The organism is Pseudomonas sp. B21-035, from assembly GCF_024748945.1.
Taxonomy (GTDB): Bacteria; Pseudomonadota; Gammaproteobacteria; order Pseudomonadales; family Pseudomonadaceae; genus Aquipseudomonas.
Genome location: NZ_CP087179.1, coordinates 4,535,088 through 4,553,158 on the forward strand (window position 1 = coordinate 4,535,088; position 18,071 = coordinate 4,553,158).

An 18,071-nucleotide genomic window follows, 5' to 3' on the forward strand; every position below is an offset into this window, starting at 1 on the left:
CTGGCATAGGTTCGCTTCATGTTCGAAGACCTGCTGCAGTTCCTGGGGCTCTCGGCATTCAGCTTGAAGGGCTTCGGCCCCTTGCTGCTGCTGGGCACCTGGATGACCCTCAAACTGTCCTTCATGTCGCTGCTGGTCAGCGTTGGCCTGGGCCTGCTCGGCGCCAGTGCCAAGCTCTCGCCGCTGCGCCCGCTACGCCTGATCGCCCAGGCCTACACCACGCTGATTCGCGGCGTGCCTGACCTGGTGCTGATGCTGCTGATTTTCTACAGCCTGCAAACCTGGCTGACCAGCCTCACCGACGCCATGGAGTGGGAATACATCGAGATCGACCCGTTCGCCGCCGGGGTCATCACCCTGGGCTTCATCTACGGCGCCTATTTCACCGAAACCTTTCGCGGCGCAATTCTCGCCGTGCCGCGCGGCCAGGTCGAAGCGGCCACTGCTTACGGCCTCAAGCGCCTGCAACGCTTTCGCTTCGTGGTCTTTCCGCAAATGATGCGCTTCGCCCTGCCCGGCATCGGCAACAACTGGATGGTGATGCTCAAGGCCACTGCTCTGGTGTCGATCATCGGCCTGGCCGACCTGGTCAAGGCCGCCCAGGACGCCGGCAAGAGCAGCTACCAGTTGTTCTACTTCCTGGTGGTCGCGGCGTTCATCTACCTGTTGATCACCAGCGCCTCCAACGTCGCCCTGCGCTGGCTGGAACGGCGCTATAACGTCGGCACCCGGGAGGCCATCCGATGATCGAGCTCTTGCAGGAATACTGGCGCGCCTTCCTCTACACCGACGGCACCCACATCACCGGCCTGGCCATGACCCTGTGGTTGCTCACCGCAGCCCTGGCGATTGGCTTCGTGGTTTCGATCCCGTTGTCGATTGCGCGGGTTTCGCCGCGTTTCTGGGTTCGCTGGCCCGTGCAGTTCTATACCTACCTGTTCCGCGGCACGCCGCTGTATATCCAGTTGCTGATCTGCTACACCGGGATCTACAGCCTGGAAGCGGTGCGCGCGCAGCCGCTGCTCGACAGCTTTTTTCGCGATGCGATGAACTGCACCATCCTCGCCTTTGCCCTCAACACCTGCGCCTACACCACGGAGATTTTCGCCGGGGCGATCCGCAGCATGAACCATGGTGAAGTCGAGGCCGCCAAGGCCTATGGCCTGCGCGGCTGGAAACTTTATGCTTATATCATCATGCCGTCGGCGCTGCGCCGCTCGCTGCCCTACTACAGCAACGAAGTGATCCTGATGCTGCACTCCACCACGGTGGCCTTCACCGCCACCGTGCCGGACATCCTCAAGGTCGCCCGCGACGCCAACTCGGCCACATTTCTGACCTTTCAGTCGTTCGGCATCGCCGCGCTGATCTACCTGTGCGTGACCTTCGCCCTGGTAGGGCTGTTTCGCATCGCCGAACGTCGCTGGCTGGCTTTTCTAGGACCGACACACTAGGACTGATATGCATCACTCGACTCATGACATTCTGGCACCGGTTCCCGGCATTGCCCGCCAGATCCACAGCTTTCACTTCGGCCCCCGCGGCGCCGGCAAAATCTACATCCAGGCCTCGCTGCATGCCGATGAACTGCCCGGCATGCTGGTGGCCTGGCACCTCAAGCAACGCCTGACCGAACTTGAGGCCCAGGGCCTGCTGCGCCGCGAAATCGTGCTGGTGCCGATCGCCAACCCGGTAGGCCTGGAACAGGTACTGATGGATGTGCCGCTGGGCCGTTACGAGCTGCAAAGCGGCGAGAACTTCAACCGCCATTTCGTTGACTTGAGCGACCAGATCGGCGACCAGATTGCCGATCACCTGACCCAGGACCCGCAGCACAACATTGCCCTGATCCGCGAAAGCCTGCGCCGCGCCCTGGATGCCCATGCTGCCCACACCCCGCTGCAATCCCAGCGCCTGACCCTGCAGCGCCTGGCCTGCGACGCCGAGATGGTGCTCGACCTGCATTGCGACTTCGAAGCCGTGGCGCACCTGTACACCACGCCCGAAGCCTGGCCGCAGGTCGAACCGCTGTCGCGCTACCTGGGCGCCCAGGCCAGCCTGCTGGCCACCGACTCGGGCGGGCAGTCCTTCGATGAATGTTTCACCTTGGTCTGGTGGCAATTGCAGCAGCGCTTCGCCAAGCAGTTCCCGATCCCCCAGGGCAGCTTTTCGGTGACCGTCGAATTGCGTGGCCAGGGCGATGTCAGCCATCCGTTGGCGGAACAGGACTGCACGGCGATTCTCGAGTACCTGACCCGTTACGGCGCCATTGAAGGCGAACCTGCCACCTTGCCCGCCCTCAGCTACCCGGCAACGCCGCTGGCCGGGGTGGAACCGGTGGCAACGCCGCTGGGCGGCCTGTTGGTGTTCCACGCCAAGCCGGGCCAGTACCTGCAGGCCGACCAACTGATCGCCGAAGTTATCGACCCGCTCAGCGACCGGGTCACCCCGGTGCGCAACAGCCAGCCCGGCCTGCTCTATGCCCGCTCGCTGCGGCGCATGGCCACCGCCGGCATGGTCATCGCCCATGTGGCAGGCAACCAGGCCTACCGCAGCGGCTACCTGCTGTCGCCTTGACCCCTTACCTTTAGAGCCTGCGCATGTACAAACTGACCATCGAAGACCTGCACAAACGCTACGGCGAGCACCATGTGCTCAAGGGCGTATCGCTCAAGGCCAGGACCGGCGACGTGATCTGCCTGATCGGCGCCAGCGGCTCGGGCAAGAGTACCTTCCTGCGCTGCATCAACTTCCTCGAGCAACCCAACGAAGGCAGCATGACCCTCGATGGCAAGCCGGTGCACATGACCCAGGACCATCATGGCCTGCACGTCACCGATCCGGACGAGCTGCAGCGCCTGCGCACGCGCCTGGCCATGGTGTTCCAGCACTTCAACCTGTGGAGCCACCTGAGCGTGCTGGACAACATCGCCATGGCGCCGCGACGGGTGCTGGGCGTGAGCAAGCACGAGGCCGAGGAGCGCGCCCGGCGCTACCTGGACAAAGTCGGCCTGGCACCGCGGGTGGCCGATCAATACCCGGCATTTCTCTCCGGCGGCCAGCAGCAACGGGTGGCTATCGCCCGGGCACTGGCCATGGAGCCGGAAGTCATGCTGTTCGACGAGCCGACCTCGGCGCTGGACCCGGAGCTGGTCGGCGAAGTGTTGCGGGTGATTCAGGGCCTGGCCGAAGAGGGCCGGACCATGATCATGGTGACCCACGAAATGGCCTTCGCACGCAAGGTGGCGAGCCAGGTGATGTTCCTCCACCAGGGGTTGGTGGAGGAGCAAGGGCCGCCGGACGAGGTACTGGGCAATCCAAAAAGCGAACGCCTGCGTCAGTTTCTCAGCGGCAACCTCAAGTAGCGGTCAGGCGACGGGGGCCGGTGGCGGCTCGTCAGGCAGAGTGGGCTCACCCGGCTCCATCGGCGGATTTTCCCCCGGTTGCGGTGAATCAGGGGTGTCTGGATCAGGCTGACCGGGCACGCCGCCCGCGTGGAGGATGTGCGGGTGCGGATGGGCCAGCAGCGACCAGGCCAACATCCCAACGCTGTTGGGCTGCAGCACGGCCAGCTTGGCACTGATGGTCGGGTCGAGTTTCATGGGCGGCTCCTGGTTGACGTCCGCCTGGCGTGTTGCCGGGCGGAACAGTTCAACTCATTGGAGTACGCCGCAGGCAAGGAATTCCCTCGCCTTGTCGCCTCAGGTGCGTGGCAGGGTAACGCCGCGCTGGCCCTGGTATTTACCGCCACGATCCTTATAGGACACTTCGCATTCTTCGTCGGATTCGAGGAAGAGCATCTGCGCCACGCCTTCGTTGGCGTAGATTTTCGCCGGCAGCGTGGTGGTGTTGGAGAACTCCAGGGTCACGTGACCTTCCCACTCGGGCTCAAGCGGGGTGACGTTGACGATGATGCCGCAGCGGGCGTAGGTGCTCTTGCCCAGGCAGATGGTCAGCACGTTGCGCGGGATACGGAAGTATTCGACGGTGCGGGCCAGCGCGAAGGAGTTCGGCGGGATGATGCAGACGTCGCTCTTGACGTCGACAAAGCTGCCGGCGTCGAAGTTTTTCGGATCGACGGTCGCCGAGTTGATGTTGGTGAACACCTTGAATTCGTCGGCGCAGCGCACGTCGTAGCCGTAGCTGGAGACGCCGAAGGAGATCAGCCGGTTGTCGCTCTCACCGCGCACCTGGCGCTCGACGAACGGCTCGATCATGCCGTGTTCCTGCGCCATGCGGCGAATCCACTTGTCCGATTTGATGCTCATGGCGGGGTGTCCTGAAATTGCGTGGTGAAAAAATTCTGTGGCGCATCTTACCGGGCCCGGCGCCGGGTTCAAAGTTCCATGCAGCATCAACCGTCGGATCCCCGTACCACGGGGCCTGCACGGGAGCGCGAGGCACCGTCAGTCATGAATTATGAGAAAGCGTCACAAGACCATTGGCACGTTCTGGAAAAAGGGTTAAGGTGACGCCACTGTGCTGCACGTGTCACTGAGAATATCTACCTGATGCAAGATTTCGATCAACCCATCTTCATGAATTTTCTGCCTCTTTGCACTCAGTCTCGGCCAGGGCGTTTCCTGAGTCGTAGTTAACTTTGTCCAAGGAGACAGACCATGTCCAATCGCCAAACCGGTACCGTTAAGTGGTTCAACGATGAAAAAGGCTTCGGCTTCATCACCCCACAATCCGGTGACGACCTGTTCGTACACTTCAAAGCCATCAAAGCTGACGGTTTCAAAAGCCTGAAAGAAGGCCAAGCGGTCTCTTTCATCGCTACCCGCGGTCAGAAAGGCATGCAGGCTGAAGAAGTAGAAGTTATCTAACTTCCGCTTTACAGCTTGAAGAAAGCCCCGCCCTTAACAGGTGGGGCTTTTTTTATGCCCTGGATTTTGACCTCATCGCGGGGCAAGCCCGCTCCTACGGTAGGAGCGGGCTTGCCCCGCGAAAATCACCTCAGTCCTCGCTGATAGTGATATTCGGCATCGCCGGCGCCGCCGCTTCCTGCAACACGATCCGTGCACCGACCTGACGGGCCAGCTCCTGGTAGACCATGGCGATCTGGCTTTCCGGCTCGGCAATCGCCGTCGGCTTGCCGCTGTCGGCCTGTTCGCGGATCAGCATCGACAGCGGCAACGAGGCCAGCAGTTCGACACCGTACTGCGCCGCCAGCTTCTCGCCACCGCCCTCACCGAACAGATGCTCGGCATGGCCGCAGTTCGAACAGATGTGCACGGCCATGTTCTCGACCACGCCCAGCACCGGGATATTGACCTTGCGGAACATCTCCACGCCCTTCTTGGCGTCAAGCAGCGCCAGGTCTTGCGGGGTGGTAACGATCACCGAGCCGGCCACCGGGACTTTCTGCGCCAGGGTCAGCTGGATGTCGCCGGTGCCAGGCGGCATGTCGATCACCAGATAGTCGAGATCGTCCCAGGCGGTCTGGGTCACCAGTTGCAGCAAGGCCCCGGAGACCATCGGACCGCGCCAGACCATCGGCGTGTTGTCGTCGGTCAGGAAAGCCATGGACATGACCTCGACACCGTGGGCCTTGAGCGGCACGAACCACTTTTGCTCGCGAATCTGCGGGCGGGTGCCTTCGGCGATACCGAACATCACGCCCTGGCTCGGGCCATAGATGTCGGCATCGAGAATGCCTACCCGCGCGCCTTCGCGAGCCAGGGCCAGGGCCAGGTTGGCGGCGGTGGTCGATTTGCCGACACCGCCCTTGCCGGAGGCCACGGCGATGATGTTCTTGACGTTGGCCAGGCCCGGGATCTGCGCCTGGGCCTTGTGTGCGGCGATCACGCAGTTGATTTCGACCCGCGCCGAGGTAACCCCGTCGAGACCTTCGACAGCCGTTTGCAGCACCTGCGCCCAGCCATTTTTGAACAGGCCGGCGGCATAGCCCAGTTGCAGCTGCACGCTGACGCGATCGCCCTGGATATCAATGGCCTGGACACAGCCGGCGCTGACCGGGTCCTGGTTCAGGTATGGGTCGGTGTACTGGCGAAGAACGGCTTCGACGGCTGCGCGAGTGACGGCACTCATGGAGACTCCCGTGATAAAGACTGAGCAAAACAGACCACTATGCTAACCCGTCATCCCTCTTCAGATACGTCCATGGGGTGAAATATATTTCCCGGCGTTTTATAGTGGCCGATCACCGTTTCATCTCAAGTAGCCGAAAAAAGTAGCCGAGCCCCCATGTCCGAGCCACGTCAGATTCTCGTCACCAGCGCCCTGCCCTATGCCAATGGTTCCATTCACCTTGGCCATATGCTCGAGTACATCCAGACAGACATGTGGGTGCGCTTCCAGAAGCTTCGCGGCAACCAGTGCATTTATGTCTGCGCTGACGACGCCCACGGCTCGGCCATCATGCTGCGCGCCGAGAAAGAAGGCATCACCCCCGAGCAACTGATTGCCGCCGTCCAGGCCGAGCACAGCGGGGATTTCGCCGACTTTCTGGTCGACTTCGACAACTTCCACTCGACCCACGCCGAAGAAAACCGCGAACTGTCGAGCCAGATCTACCTCAAGCTGCGTGACGCCGGGCACATCGCTACCCGCTCGATCACCCAGTATTTCGACCCGGACAAAAAAATGTTCCTGGCCGACCGCTTCATCAAGGGCACCTGCCCCAAGTGCGCGGCTGAAGACCAGTACGGCGACAACTGCGAAAAATGCGGCGCCACCTACGCACCAACCGAGCTGAAGAACCCCAAGTCGGCGATTTCCGGCGCCACCCCGGTGCTCAAGGATTCGCAACACTTCTTCTTCAAGCTGCCGGACTTCCAGGCCATGCTCCAGCAGTGGACCCGCAGCGGTACCCTGCAGGACGCGGTGGCCAACAAGATCGCCGAATGGCTGGATGCCGGCCTGCAGGAATGGGACATCTCCCGTGATGCGCCGTACTTCGGCTTCGAGATTCCCGACGAGCCGGGCAAGTATTTCTACGTCTGGCTGGACGCCCCGATCGGCTACATGGCCAGCTTCAAGAACCTGTGCGCCCGCCGCCCGGAGCTGGACTTCGACGCGTTCTGGAACAAGGATTCGAAAGCCGAGCTGTACCACTTCATCGGCAAGGACATCGTCAACTTCCACGCCCTGTTCTGGCCAGCCATGCTCGAAGGCGCCGGCTACCGCAAGCCGACCGGCATCAACGTGCACGGCTACCTGACCGTCAACGGTTCGAAGATGTCCAAGTCGCGCGGCACCTTCATCAAGGCCCGCACCTACCTGGATCACCTGGCGCCGGAATACCTGCGTTACTACTACGCCTCCAAACTGGGCCGCGGCGTCGACGACCTCGACCTGAACCTTGAAGACTTCATCCAGAAGGTCAACTCCGACCTGGTTGGCAAGGTAGTCAACATCGCCAGCCGCTGTGCAGGCTTCATCCACAAGGGTAACGACGGCGTCATGGTGGCCGGCGACGCCGCACCGGAACTGACCGAGGCCTTCCTCGCTGCCGCCCCGGGTATTGCCGAAGCCTACGAAGGCCGCGACTTTGCCCGTGCCATGCGCGAAATCATGGCCCTGGCCGACCGCGCCAACGCCTGGATCGCCGACAAGGCGCCGTGGTCGCTGGCCAAGCAGGAAGGCAAGCAGGACGAAGTCCAGGCGATCTGCGCCCAGGGCATTAACCTGTTCCGCCAGCTGGTAATCTTCCTCAAGCCGGTGCTGCCGGTGCTGGCCGCCGACGCCGAGGCGTTCCTCAATGTCGCGCCACTGACCTGGGCCGATCACCAGACCCGCCTGAGCAACCATCAGCTCAACCCGTTCAAGGCGCTGATGAGCCGCATCGACCCGGCCAAGGTCGAAGCCATGACCGCCGCTTCCAAGGAAGACCTGGCCGCCAGCCAGACCAGCGTTGTCACCGGCAATGGCGAACTGGCCAAGGATCCGCTGTCGGCCGAGATCGACTTCGACACCTTCGCCGCGGTCGACCTTCGGGTGGCCCTGATCCTCAAGGCCGAAGCCGTCGAGGGCGCCGACAAGCTGCTGCGCCTGACCCTGGACATCGGTGACGAGCAACGCAACGTGTTCTCCGGCATCAAGTCGGCGTACCCGGACCCGGCCAAGCTCGAAGGTCGCCTGACCATGATGATCGCCAACCTCAAGCCGCGCAAAATGCGTTTCGGCATCTCCGAAGGCATGGTCATGGCCGCAGGCCCCGGCGGTGAAGAAATTTACCTGCTCAGCCCTGACAGCGGCGCCAAGCCGGGCCAGCGCATCAAGTAAGGCTCACGCCCCGGCCGATTGCGGCCGGGGCGTTCTCATCTTCGCGTCATTGCCGGATAATGGCGGACAGCCTCAGCATTCGGCCCCCTCATGAGCGAATTCTTCCTGGCCCTGGTCAGCGCTGCGCTGATCAATAACCTGGTCCTGCACCAGGGGCTGGCCATCGACCCCTTGCTGCGCAGCGACACCGATCCGGATCGGCGCCAGGTGCATGCGTTGGGCCTGGCGACCCTGGTGTCGCTGGTAGTGGCGGTCGGGCTTGGGCAACTGATTTATCACCTGGCGTTGCTGCCCCTGCAGCTTGAATACCTGCGCCTGTTCGTGTTCCTGGCGCTGTGCGTGTTACCGATCAAGCCGCTGCTCGCAGTGCTGACACGCCTGCTGCCAACCCTGCCCTTCGACGGTTTGTTGCCCCTGATGGTGGGTAACCTGGCGCTGCTAGGCTTGAGCCTGCAAGCCAGTGAAGGCAGCTATGGGATTTTGCAAACCCTGGGCTGGAGCCTGGGCGGTGGCCTGGGTTTCTGGCTGGCCCTGGGCCTGTTCAGCGACCTGCGCCAGCGCAGCGACCACGATGACATCCCCCTGGCCTTTCGCGGCCTGCCGATCGAGCTGATCGGCGCCGGGATCATGGCCATGGCGTTTCTCGGATTCAACGGACTATTCAACCCATGAGCTTGATTCAACGCATCGACGCCCTGTTGCCGCAGACCCAATGCGGCAAATGTGGCCATCCTGGTTGCCGGCCTTACGCCGAAGGCCTGGCGGCGGGCGAAGCGATCAACAAATGCCCACCCGGAGGCGGCGAAACCATCGCAGCCTTGGCCAAGCTGTTGCACGTGCCGGTGATCGAACTCGACCACGAGCGCGGCCGTGCACCGGCGCAAGTCGCCTATATCCGTGAAGCCGAATGTATCGGCTGCACCAAATGCATCCAGGCCTGCCCGGTGGACGCCATCATCGGTGCCGCCAAGCTGATGCACACCGTGATCAGCGCCGAATGCACCGGCTGCGACCTGTGCGTGGCACCGTGCCCGGTGGACTGCATCGACCTGCTGCCATTGACCGCCAACAGCAACATCGTGCCGATTGTCGGTGGCCTGGCCGAAGACACCCAGACCCTCGAGGCCCGCAGCCACAAACGTAACCAGGCGCGGCGGCGCTTCGAGCAGCGCAACAACCGCCTGCAGCGCGAAGAAGCCCGCAAGCAGGCCGACCGCCTGGCCCGCAGCCAGCGTGCGGCCACTGCCACAATCACCACGCCGGGCGCCACTGTCGACGACCCGATCAAGGCCGCCATCGAACGGGTCAAGGCGCAGAAAGCCGCGGCCGCCGATGCAGCGCTGAAGCAGGCAAAAATCGCCGCCGCCATGAGCCGGGCGCAACTGAGCAAGGCCCGAAGCGCCTTTGGCGAGGCGCCGAACCAGGCCCAGCAAGCACAATTGGCTGAACTTGAGCACGAAGCGCAACAGGCCCAGGCTCGCCTGCAAGCACTGCAACCGGCGGCCGCCAATGGCCACGGCTGATAGCAGCGAGCGCCTGCGCAGCACCATGGCCATGGTGCTGCTGGCCAGCGCACCCGGGTTGCTGACCCTGCTGTGGCTGCATGGCTGGGGGCTGCTGCTGAACCTGCTGCTGTGCGCCGTTGCGGCGCTGGCGACTGAAGCGGCGCTGCTGCGACTGCAACAACGGCCAGGCCTGCCGGCGCTGAACGACGGCAGCGCCCTGGTGACTGCGGTGCTGCTGACAGCGGCACTGCCCGCCTACGCGCCCTGGTGGCTGCCAGCAATTGCCGCCAGCAGTGCCATTGCCCTGGGCAAGCAACTGTACGGCGGCGTCGGCAAGAACCTGTTCAACCCGGCGATGCTCGGCTATGCGCTGGTGTTGCTGTCGTTCCCGCAGCACATGACCCAGTGGCCGGTCACCCAGGTGCTGGGCCTGACCGACACGCTGCAGCAAGTGTTCGGCCTTGATTTGGGCAACCAGCCCGACGCCTGGGCGCAAGCCACGGTACTCGACGGCCTGCGCAACAACCGCAGCCTGACCATCGATGAATTGTTCGCCAGTCATCCAGGCTTCGGCCACCTTGGCGGTCGCGGCAGCGAATTCGTCAACCTGGCCTTTTTGCTCGGCGGCTTGCTTCTGGTGCAACGCAAGGTCATCAGTTGGCATGCGCCGCTCGGCCTGCTGGCCAGCCTGTTCGTGGCCAGCCTGCTGTGCTGGAACGGCTCGGGCTCGGACTCAAACGGCTCGCCGTTGCTGCACCTGCTGTCCGGTTCAACCATGCTGGTGGCGTTCTTCATTGTCACCGAGCCGGTTTCAGGAGCGAAAAGCCCGAAGGCCAAGCTGCTGTTTGGCGTCGGCGCGGGCTTGCTCATCTACCTGATCAGAACCTGGGGCAGCTACCCCGACGGCGCCGCCTTCGCGGTCCTGCTGATGAATCTTTGTGTTCCGTCCCTGGAGCGCTGGGCAGAACGCGGGCAAACATCATGAGCACCTCGTCGATTCGCACCACCGCCCTGCTACTGAGCCTTGCCGTGCTGGCCGTGGGTGGTACGGTGCTTTGGCAACAGTTCACCACCGCGCGCATCACTGCCGCCGAGCAGCAACTCAAGGCCCAACGCTGGCTGAGCGTGCTGGCGCAGCAGGCCTACGACAACCAACCGCTGCAACAGCCCCTGACTCTGGGCGCCACCAACCTGGACCACAGCCGGCTGCTCGCAGGCTATCTGGCAACCTTGAAAGGCCAGCCGAGCGCCGTTGTGCTGCACAGCCAGAGCCAGGGTTACGGCGGCCCGCTGGACCTGCTGATTGCCATTGATGAGGGGGGTCGCCTGATCGGCGTCAAGGTGCTGCAACAACAGGAGACGCCAGGCCTGGGCGGCAAGCTGATGGAACCCGGCAACACCTGGCTGCAAGGCTTTGTCGGCAACAGCCGGCAAAACACGCCTGATTCAGCCTGGGCGCTCAAGCGTGACAACGGCCAGTTCGATCAGTTGGCCGGTGCCACCGTCACCTCCCGCGCCGTCATTCAAGCCACCCACGATGCCCTGCGCTATTTCGACGAGCATCGCCAACAGTTGCTAAGCGCAGGTGCGGATGAATAGACAATGGCTCGCTGCAATAAGCCTGGCGCCCGTGCTGGGCGCCACCCAGACATTGCTGCAGGCCAGCACCATGGCGCTGCTAAGCCTGCTGGCCGTTGGCCTGCACCGTCTGTGCATGACACCCCTGCGCAAACAGCTGGACGCTGACGCCCGCCTGTTCGCAAGCGTGCTGATGGCCGCCCTGCTGGTCACCTGCCTTGAGCTAGGCTTGCGCGCCTGGGCCCTGCCGCTGGCACTGGAGCTGGGCCGCTATCCGGCATTGATCGCCGTACAATGCCTGCTGTTCGAGCTGGCCCTGGGTAACAGTGCCCGCTGGCGTACCGCAGCTACCACACTGGCAGCATTTGCTGCGCTGTGCATGGCCGCGGGGTTCACGCGCCAGCTGCTCAGTGAGTTTGCCAACCTGCGCCTGGCCGGCATGTTGCCCGGCGCCTTGATCCTTCTGGGCCTGATACTCGCCCTGTATAACCGGGTTTGCCAACGGCGAGCCCTTTCCCGTCGTCAAGGAACGCTTTGACCCCATGAATGCCGCCAAACGCCTGGAAATTTTTCGCAGGTTGCATGAAGACAACCCCGAGCCGAAAACCGAGCTGGCCTACACCAATCCTTTCGAACTGCTGATTGCGGTCATCCTCTCGGCACAGGCTACCGACGTCAGCGTGAACAAGGCCACGGCCAAACTGTACCCGGTCGCCAATACCCCGCAAGCCATCCATGCCCTGGGTGTTGACGGCCTGTCGGAGTACATCAAGACCATCGGCCTGTACAACAGCAAGGCGAAAAACGTCATCGAAACCTGTCGCCTGCTGATGGAGCAACATGGCAGCCAGGTACCAGAAACCCGAGAAGCGCTTGAAGCACTACCCGGGGTTGGCCGCAAGACCGCCAACGTGGTGCTCAACACCGCCTTTCGGCAACTGGCCATGGCCGTTGATACGCATATTTTCCGGGTCAGCAACCGCACCGGCATTGCCCCGGGCAAGACCGTTCTGGAAGTTGAAAAGGCCTTGATGAAGTTCGTGCCCAAGCCGTACCTGCTTGACGCCCACCATTGGTTGATCCTGCACGGGCGCTATGTGTGCCAGGCGCGCAAACCCCGTTGCGGTAGTTGCCGGATCGAAGATTTGTGCGAGTACAAGCAGAAAACTTCGGACGATTGAGCCGATAGTGAAAAGACAGCTTGGTCGATTGAAAAAATCTTTTTTACCCGGTCAAAATTTCTCGCTATAAGGTGCGCCAATGGCCCTCTTGGCTTGGAGTGACTTATGAGCACCGATAAAGAAGACCTGGTTGTAGATGATGACATCGTCACTGAAGACGCAGACGACGAGGTCCCGGTTGAAGTGGCAAAAACCAACCTGAGCAAACGCCGCACCATCGACAACCTGCTGGAAGAGCGTCGCTTGCAAAAACAGCTGGCCGATTACGACTTCGACCTCTGAAGGATCGATACCGACAGATCACAAAAGCCTCCTTGATGGAGGCTTTGTTGTTTCCGGGCATTTCAAACAAGCCCGTTGCGCTGGGCCAGTTCGATCAGGTCAACCAACGAGCGAGCATTGAGTTTGAGCAATAATCGCGTTTTGTAGGTACTCACCGTCTTGTTGCTGAGGAACATGCCATCGGCAATCTCCTTGTTGGTTTTTCCGCGGGCCAGTTGCTGCAGCACCATCATCTCCCGGCCTGACAAACGCTCGACCATGTCCGCCTCGCTGGCGCCGCCCAGGTTCGAGCGAACCGAATGCAGCGCCTGGTTGGGGAAGTAGCTATACCCGGAAAGCACTGCCTTGATAGCGCTAAGCAACTCGGTCAGGTCCTGCTGCTTGCAGACATAGCCCGCAGCCCCTGCCTGCATGCAGCGCATGGAAAAATGCCCGGGCGCCTGCGAGGTCAATACCAGCACTTTGATGCTGGCATTGTTGGCGGTCAGCCGGGCGATCACCTCAAGGCCGTCAAGTTTGGGGATGCCGATGTCCAGGATAACGATATCCGGACCATGCTCGCGTGCCAGCTGCAATGCGTCCACGCCGTTATCCGTCTCGGCAATGACTTCATAACCATGCCGCTCCATCAACATGCGTACAGCCAGGCGAATGACCGGATGATCATCCACGATCAGGACTTTATTCATGGGCAAAATCCAATTGTTCGCTGTTCTATTTTTTGAGCCAGCACAATAGCCTAGTTACACGACATATTGTATTGCGCCATTAACAAGCAAATGCACACAAGGACACAACCTACAACCATTAAAGAATTATCCTACAAGCGGGAAATACCAATAACTCTTTAAGGAATCAACACCTCGCTGGTAATTGCAGACCGTGTAAAGGCCGTACAAAACTTTCTCTATCACGGTAGCACCAGAGAATAAAATAACCTATAAAACCCAGCCTTATTACCTGAAGGAAATGTCCTATAGACTTGTTTGATAAAACCAATATTGCAATCTGTGTATAATCGTTACATATCCGTATTGGACACATTACCCAACCGAGAAACACAGCATGCTGCCTGGCATGGCGCAGCCCATGTAAACCTCGCAGCCACTGCGAACTTGCCCCGGTGGGCACATGGGAATCCTGGATGAGCAAAATCGAGCCGAAAAGCCCTTTGACGATCATTGCGATTTTCGCCGGCATCATCGAAGCCTCGGCGCTAGCCTCGCTGCCATTTCTGGGTGAAGACAGCCAGGGTATTTATACCTGGTTCCTGGTGGGCTTTCCGTTCTTCCTCACGGTATTGTTTTTCCTGACCCTTAACTTCAACTACAAATCCCTTTACTCACCTGAGTTGAACAAGCCGATACCTGGCGTTACTCCAACACCTGACACTGCCGACTCAAAAACTACTCTTGAGCCTCCAGTACCCGCCCTTGTTACTTCCAGTCCGGTTGATACTCCAGCCGACCGCCCCATAGAAACTCCGAAAGCAATCGAAACAGCGAATGCACCCGCCATTAATAGCGGATGCACTACCGTCACGATTGCGCTGCGCGGCCCGGCAGCGGCCGACTTGATAAGCTACTTCGCCTTGCACGCACTCAAATCCCCGCCCGCACCGGACAGCAAATGGATTTTGTGCAACCTCGATAGCAGCAGGCAAACCGTGTTGCTGACGCGGCCGTTGAATGGTCCGGCACACTAATGTTCAGGCAAAAAAAACCCCGGCACAGGCCGGGGTTCTTCTGCACAACAAGCCTCAGACCAGCTTGCGGCCCTTGTTCGCAGCAATACGCATGCGCAGGGCATTGAGCTTGATGAAGCCCGCTGCGTCGGCCTGGTTGTAGGCGCCGCCATCTTCTTCGAAGGTGGCGATGTTGGCGTCGAACAGCGAATCGTCGGACTTGCGGCCGGTGACGATGACGTTGCCTTTGTACAGCTTCAGGCGCACGACACCGTTCACGTTGACCTGCGAAGCGTCGATCATCTGTTGCAGCATCAGACGCTCAGGGCTCCACCAGTAGCCGGTATAGATCAGGCTGGCGTACTTGACCATCAGCTCATCTTTGAGGTGAGCGACTTCGCGGTCCAGGGTGATCGACTCGATCGCCCGGTGGGCGCGCAGCATGATGGTGCCGCCTGGAGTTTCGTAGCAGCCGCGGGACTTCATGCCGACGTAACGGTTTTCGACGATGTCCAGACGACCGATACCGTTCTCGCCGCCGATGCGGTTGAGGGTGGCCAGCACCGTGGCCGGCGACATTTCAACGCCGTCCAGGGCAACGATGTCGCCGTTGCGGTAGGTCAGTTCCAGGTAGGTCGGAACGTCCGGAGCGGTTTCTGGCGACTTGGTCCAGCGCCACATGTCTTCTTCGTGCTCGGTCCAGGTATCTTCCAGCACGCCGCCTTCATACGAGATGTGCAGCAGGTTGGCGTCCATCGAGTACGGCGACTTCTTCTTGCCGTGACGTTCGATCGGGATGCCGTGCTTCTCGGCGTAGTCCATCAGTTTTTCACGGGACAGCAGGTCCCATTCACGCCATGGCGCGATGACCTTGACGCCTGGCTTGAGGGCGTAGGCACCCAGTTCGAAACGGACCTGGTCGTTGCCTTTGCCGGTGGCACCATGGGAAATGGCATCGGCGCCGGTTTCGTTGGCGATTTCGATCAGGCGCTTGGCGATCAGCGGACGAGCGATGGAAGTACCCAGCAGGTACTCGCCCTCGTAGACGGTGTTGGCGCGGAACATCGGGAACACGAAGTCGCGTACGAACTCTTCGCGCAGGTCATCGATGTAGATTTCCTTGACGCCCATGGCCTGGGCCTTGGCGCGGGCCGGTTCGACCTCTTCGCCTTGTCCAAGATCAGCGGTGAAGGTCACCACTTCACAGTTGTAGGTATCCTGCAGCCACTTGAGAATCACCGAAGTATCAAGGCCGCCGGAATACGCCAGTACGACCTTTTTTACGTCCGCCATGCCATCACTCCACGGGGTTGTACGGAAAGCCGTCGATTCTACCGGCCTTGCGACAAAATTTACAGTGGGGCGACAGCTTGTGACGACAAAGCGACAGGAACTGTCGAGAGCGCGACGGACGGTCGCACCTCAGGACGTGGCGACGGGCTTCGCGGTACTGGCTGCGGCAGCAGGTGCGGCCGGTGGTTTGGCTGCAGGTTCAACGGGCTTTTCCAGGGGTTTTTCGACAGGCGTAACCCGATCAAGCTGAATATTCACCCGTCGGTTGCGCGCGCGGTTGGCTGCGCTGTTGTTGCGCGCCAGCGGATAACGCTCGCCATGGAAGCGCACGGTGATCTGCTCTTCGGGAATACCGTGGGCCTTGAGGTACTCCATCACCGCCAGTGCCCGGCGCCGCGACAGGTCGCGGTTGGTCAGGCGGTTGCCGCTGTTGTCGGAGTGCCCGTCGAGTTCGATATGGTTAACAGTGGGGTCGGCCTTGAGGAAGTCGAGGATCACGTCCAGGCGTGCCCGGGCATCGGCATCCAGGTCAATGCCGCCGCCCGGAAAGCCGACCCGCGCCTGACGCACCTGGTCATAATTCATCGGCAAAAGTTTTGCCGCGCAGGCCTGATAGTCGCCGTAGGCCTTGCTGAACTTGACCGGCAACACCCGCACTTCCATGGTTCGCCCGGCTTCACCGGCGTAGTTGCGCACCACGGTGCTACGGCCATCGAGCAGGCCGTTGATCAAGCGGCTGGCCTGGCCCTGGGAACTGGTAAAAAGCACGCCGCTGCGGGCCATGCGCACCGCGCCCAGGTTGATATCGCCACGTCCGGGCTGCCACGGCGCGGCCGCCGCCAGCAGGGTGGCGGAACCGGCACCAAGGACGTTACTGCTTGAGCGCAGCTGGAAAGTTGGCTGCTCGCCGGCCCGGCGAACGAACTCGCCGCTGCCGAAATCGGCAATGGGTTGAACCAGCCGACATTCGAACTGATCGCCTTCGACCTTCCACTCGACGTTCTCCAGACGGGTCTGGAAAGTGAGTGCCATGGCGGGCATGCTGGCAAACACACTGAGCAGGGCTAGATAACGCTGGCGCACGGGCGGCTCCACAGATTTTCACGGTATACCTGCACGCTATCGGTCGGTCGCGGCAAAACTTGATAGCGAGTGCTCGTAACCGGCTTTTCCGGTAGCATTCACCTTGAGTTCGACCCGCCTGGAATCCCCAATGTCCGACCGCCTGACCCTCCTGCGTCCCGACGACTGGCACATCCATCTTCGTGATGGCGCTGTATTGCCGCATACCGTCGGTGACGTTGCGCGCACCTTTGCCCGCGCAATCATCATGCCCAACCTGGTACCACCGGTGCGCAACGCCGCCCAAGCCGGTGCCTACCGTGAGCGCATCCTTGCCGCACGCCCTGCCGGCAGCCGTTTCGAGCCGCTGATGGTGCTGTACCTCACCGACCGCACCCAGCCCGAGGAAATCCGCGCGGCCAAGGCCACCGGTTTTGTCCATGCCGCCAAGATGTATCCAGCCGGCGCGACGACCAACTCCGATTCCGGCGTCACCAGTGTCGACAAGATCTTCCCGGTGCTCGAAGCCATGGCCGAGGTCGGCATGCCACTGCTGGTGCACGGTGAAGTAACGCGCCCCGAGATCGACGTGTTCGACCGCGAGAAGCTGTTCATCGACGAGCACCTGCGCCGTGTGGTCGAGCGCTTCCCGACCCTCAAGGTGGTGTTCGAACACATCACCACCAGCGAAGCCGTGCAGTTCGTCAACGAGGCCCCGGCCAACGTCGGCGCGACCATCACTGCCCAGCACCTGCTGTACAACCGCAACCACATGCTGGTGGGCGGCATTCGTCCGCACTTCTATTGCCTGCCGATCCTCAAGCGCAACACCCACCAGGTGGCTTTGCTGGACGCCGCCACCAGCGGCAGCAGCAAGTTCTTCCTCGGTACCGACTCGGCGCCCCATGCCCAGCACGCCAAGGAAGCCGCCTGTGGCTGTGCCGGCTGCTACACCGCCTATGCCGCGATCGAGCTGTACGCCGAGGCATTCGAGCAGCGTAACGCGCTGGACAAGCTCGAAGGCTTCGCCAGCCTGCACGGCCCAAGCTTCTATGGCCTACCGGCCAACACCGATACGATTACCCTGGTCCGCGACAGCTGGACCGCCCCAAGCAGCTTGCCGTTCGGCGAGCAGACCGTTATCCCGCTGCGCGCCGGTGAGCAACTGCGCTGGCGCCTGCTGGAGGAAACTGCGTGAGCGAAGATCAGTACGAAGACGACCAGGAAGGTCATGGC

The 18,071-nt window shown here is 61.5% G+C and carries 20 protein-coding genes and 1 pseudogene; 15 read left to right on the top strand and 6 right to left on the bottom strand.

Translation table 11 applies throughout. The features are described 5' to 3' along the window. The first annotated feature begins 18 nt into the window (after nt 1–18). From LOY22_RS20675 to LOY22_RS20690, 4 genes are read left to right on the top strand one after another with little or no spacing between them, the layout of a single operon-like run. The gene (locus LOY22_RS20675) at nt 19–747 is read left to right on the top strand and encodes an ABC transporter permease (protein WP_258594648.1); all 729 of its coding nucleotides are present in this window, start codon (nt 19–21) and stop codon (nt 745–747) included. Continuing rightward, complete coding sequence (locus LOY22_RS20680; protein ID WP_038999132.1) at nt 744–1,454, top strand: ABC transporter permease; 711 nt, start codon at nt 744–746, stop codon at nt 1,452–1,454. The genes LOY22_RS20675 and LOY22_RS20680 overlap by 4 nt, the downstream gene beginning before the upstream one ends. A gap of 7 nt (nt 1,455–1,461) precedes the next feature. Beyond that, complete coding sequence (locus tag LOY22_RS20685; RefSeq protein WP_093380152.1) at nt 1,462–2,577, top strand: succinylglutamate desuccinylase/aspartoacylase family protein; 1,116 nt, start codon at nt 1,462–1,464, stop codon at nt 2,575–2,577. A gap of 23 nt (nt 2,578–2,600) precedes the next feature. Next, nucleotides 2,601–3,365, top strand: coding sequence for an ABC transporter ATP-binding protein (locus tag LOY22_RS20690; protein WP_045197766.1), 765 nt, complete (start codon nt 2,601–2,603; stop codon nt 3,363–3,365). A 3-nt stretch (nt 3,366–3,368) separates the two neighbouring features. Here the strand turns inward: LOY22_RS20690 and LOY22_RS20695 are convergent, their stop codons facing one another. Continuing rightward, a complete protein-coding gene (locus tag LOY22_RS20695; protein WP_213604360.1) occupies nt 3,369–3,602 on the bottom strand; it encodes a hypothetical protein in 234 nt (77 codons plus the stop codon). Between the two features lie 99 nt (nt 3,603–3,701). Continuing rightward, nucleotides 3,702–4,268, bottom strand: coding sequence for a dCTP deaminase (gene dcd / locus LOY22_RS20700; protein WP_028943496.1), 567 nt, complete (start codon nt 4,266–4,268; stop codon nt 3,702–3,704). 351 nt (nt 4,269–4,619) lie between these two features. Here dcd and LOY22_RS20705 point away from each other — a divergent pair, with 351 nt between their 5' ends. Beyond that, nucleotides 4,620–4,829 carry a cold-shock protein gene (locus LOY22_RS20705; protein WP_010221054.1) on the top strand — a complete coding sequence of 70 codons (210 nt, stop codon included), beginning with the start codon at nt 4,620–4,622 and terminating at the stop codon, nt 4,827–4,829. Nucleotides 4,830–4,959: 130 nt separating this feature from the next. Here the strand turns inward: LOY22_RS20705 and apbC are convergent, their stop codons facing one another. Then, the gene (apbC, locus tag LOY22_RS20710; RefSeq protein ID WP_045197762.1) at nt 4,960–6,054 is read right to left on the bottom strand and encodes an iron-sulfur cluster carrier protein ApbC; all 1,095 of its coding nucleotides are present in this window, start codon (nt 6,052–6,054) and stop codon (nt 4,960–4,962) included. A gap of 156 nt (nt 6,055–6,210) precedes the next feature. Here apbC and metG point away from each other — a divergent pair, with 156 nt between their 5' ends. The 8 genes and pseudogenes from metG (at nt 6,211) to LOY22_RS20750 (ending at nt 12,796) form a co-directional block, all read left to right on the top strand. Continuing rightward, complete coding sequence (gene metG / locus LOY22_RS20715; RefSeq protein ID WP_045197760.1) at nt 6,211–8,250, top strand: methionine--tRNA ligase; 2,040 nt, start codon at nt 6,211–6,213, stop codon at nt 8,248–8,250. A 90-nt stretch (nt 8,251–8,340) separates the two neighbouring features. Then, the gene (locus LOY22_RS20720) at nt 8,341–8,922 is read left to right on the top strand and encodes an Rnf-Nqr domain containing protein (protein WP_045197758.1); all 582 of its coding nucleotides are present in this window, start codon (nt 8,341–8,343) and stop codon (nt 8,920–8,922) included. Beyond that, nucleotides 8,919–9,755 (top strand): annotated as a pseudogene (gene rsxB / locus LOY22_RS20725) (electron transport complex subunit RsxB); the annotation flags it as partial. The gene LOY22_RS20720 and the pseudogene rsxB, both read left to right, overlap by 4 nt. A gap of 4 nt (nt 9,756–9,759) precedes the next feature. Next, entirely contained in the window at nt 9,760–10,740 is a 981-nt protein-coding gene (locus LOY22_RS20730; protein WP_093380146.1) for an RnfABCDGE type electron transport complex subunit D, read from the top strand. Continuing rightward, nucleotides 10,737–11,354, top strand: coding sequence for an RnfABCDGE type electron transport complex subunit G (locus LOY22_RS20735; protein WP_093380143.1), 618 nt, complete (start codon nt 10,737–10,739; stop codon nt 11,352–11,354). Before LOY22_RS20730 ends, LOY22_RS20735 begins: the two co-directional genes overlap by 4 nt. Continuing rightward, complete coding sequence (locus tag LOY22_RS20740) at nt 11,347–11,871, top strand: Rnf-Nqr domain containing protein (protein ID WP_045197749.1); 525 nt, start codon at nt 11,347–11,349, stop codon at nt 11,869–11,871. Before LOY22_RS20735 ends, LOY22_RS20740 begins: the two co-directional genes overlap by 8 nt. Nucleotides 11,872–11,875: 4 nt before the next feature. Next, nucleotides 11,876–12,514, top strand: coding sequence for an endonuclease III (gene nth / locus LOY22_RS20745; RefSeq protein WP_045197747.1), 639 nt, complete (start codon nt 11,876–11,878; stop codon nt 12,512–12,514). Nucleotides 12,515–12,619: 105 nt separating this feature from the next. Beyond that, nucleotides 12,620–12,796, top strand: a complete 177-nt coding sequence (locus tag LOY22_RS20750; RefSeq protein ID WP_045197746.1) for a PA3496 family putative envelope integrity protein — start codon at nt 12,620–12,622, stop codon at nt 12,794–12,796. Nucleotides 12,797–12,858: 62 nt separating this feature from the next. On the opposite strand, the gene LOY22_RS20755 is transcribed toward LOY22_RS20750, so the two are convergent. Further along, nucleotides 12,859–13,485 carry a response regulator transcription factor gene (locus LOY22_RS20755; RefSeq protein WP_045197743.1) on the bottom strand — a complete coding sequence of 209 codons (627 nt, stop codon included), beginning with the start codon at nt 13,483–13,485 and terminating at the stop codon, nt 12,859–12,861. A 455-nt stretch (nt 13,486–13,940) separates the two neighbouring features. Here LOY22_RS20755 and LOY22_RS20760 point away from each other — a divergent pair, with 455 nt between their 5' ends. Beyond that, complete coding sequence (locus LOY22_RS20760; RefSeq protein ID WP_258594655.1) at nt 13,941–14,501, top strand: hypothetical protein; 561 nt, start codon at nt 13,941–13,943, stop codon at nt 14,499–14,501. 54 nt (nt 14,502–14,555) lie between these two features. On the opposite strand, the gene LOY22_RS20765 is transcribed toward LOY22_RS20760, so the two are convergent. Both LOY22_RS20765 and LOY22_RS20770 read right to left on the bottom strand, forming a co-directional pair. Continuing rightward, on the bottom strand, nt 14,556–15,773 hold the full coding sequence (locus LOY22_RS20765; RefSeq protein ID WP_038999115.1) for an argininosuccinate synthase: 1,218 nt from the start codon (nt 15,771–15,773) through the stop codon (nt 14,556–14,558). 129 nt (nt 15,774–15,902) lie between these two features. Next, nucleotides 15,903–16,856, bottom strand: a complete 954-nt coding sequence (locus LOY22_RS20770) for an OmpA family protein (protein ID WP_045197739.1) — start codon at nt 16,854–16,856, stop codon at nt 15,903–15,905. A 130-nt stretch (nt 16,857–16,986) separates the two neighbouring features. On the opposite strand from LOY22_RS20770, the gene pyrC reads away from it, so the two are divergent. After that, nucleotides 16,987–18,033: a dihydroorotase gene (gene pyrC, locus LOY22_RS20775; RefSeq protein WP_093380133.1), complete on the top strand. Its 1,047-nt coding sequence runs from the start codon at nt 16,987–16,989 to the stop codon at nt 18,031–18,033. Nucleotides 18,034–18,071: the final 38 nt, after the last annotated feature.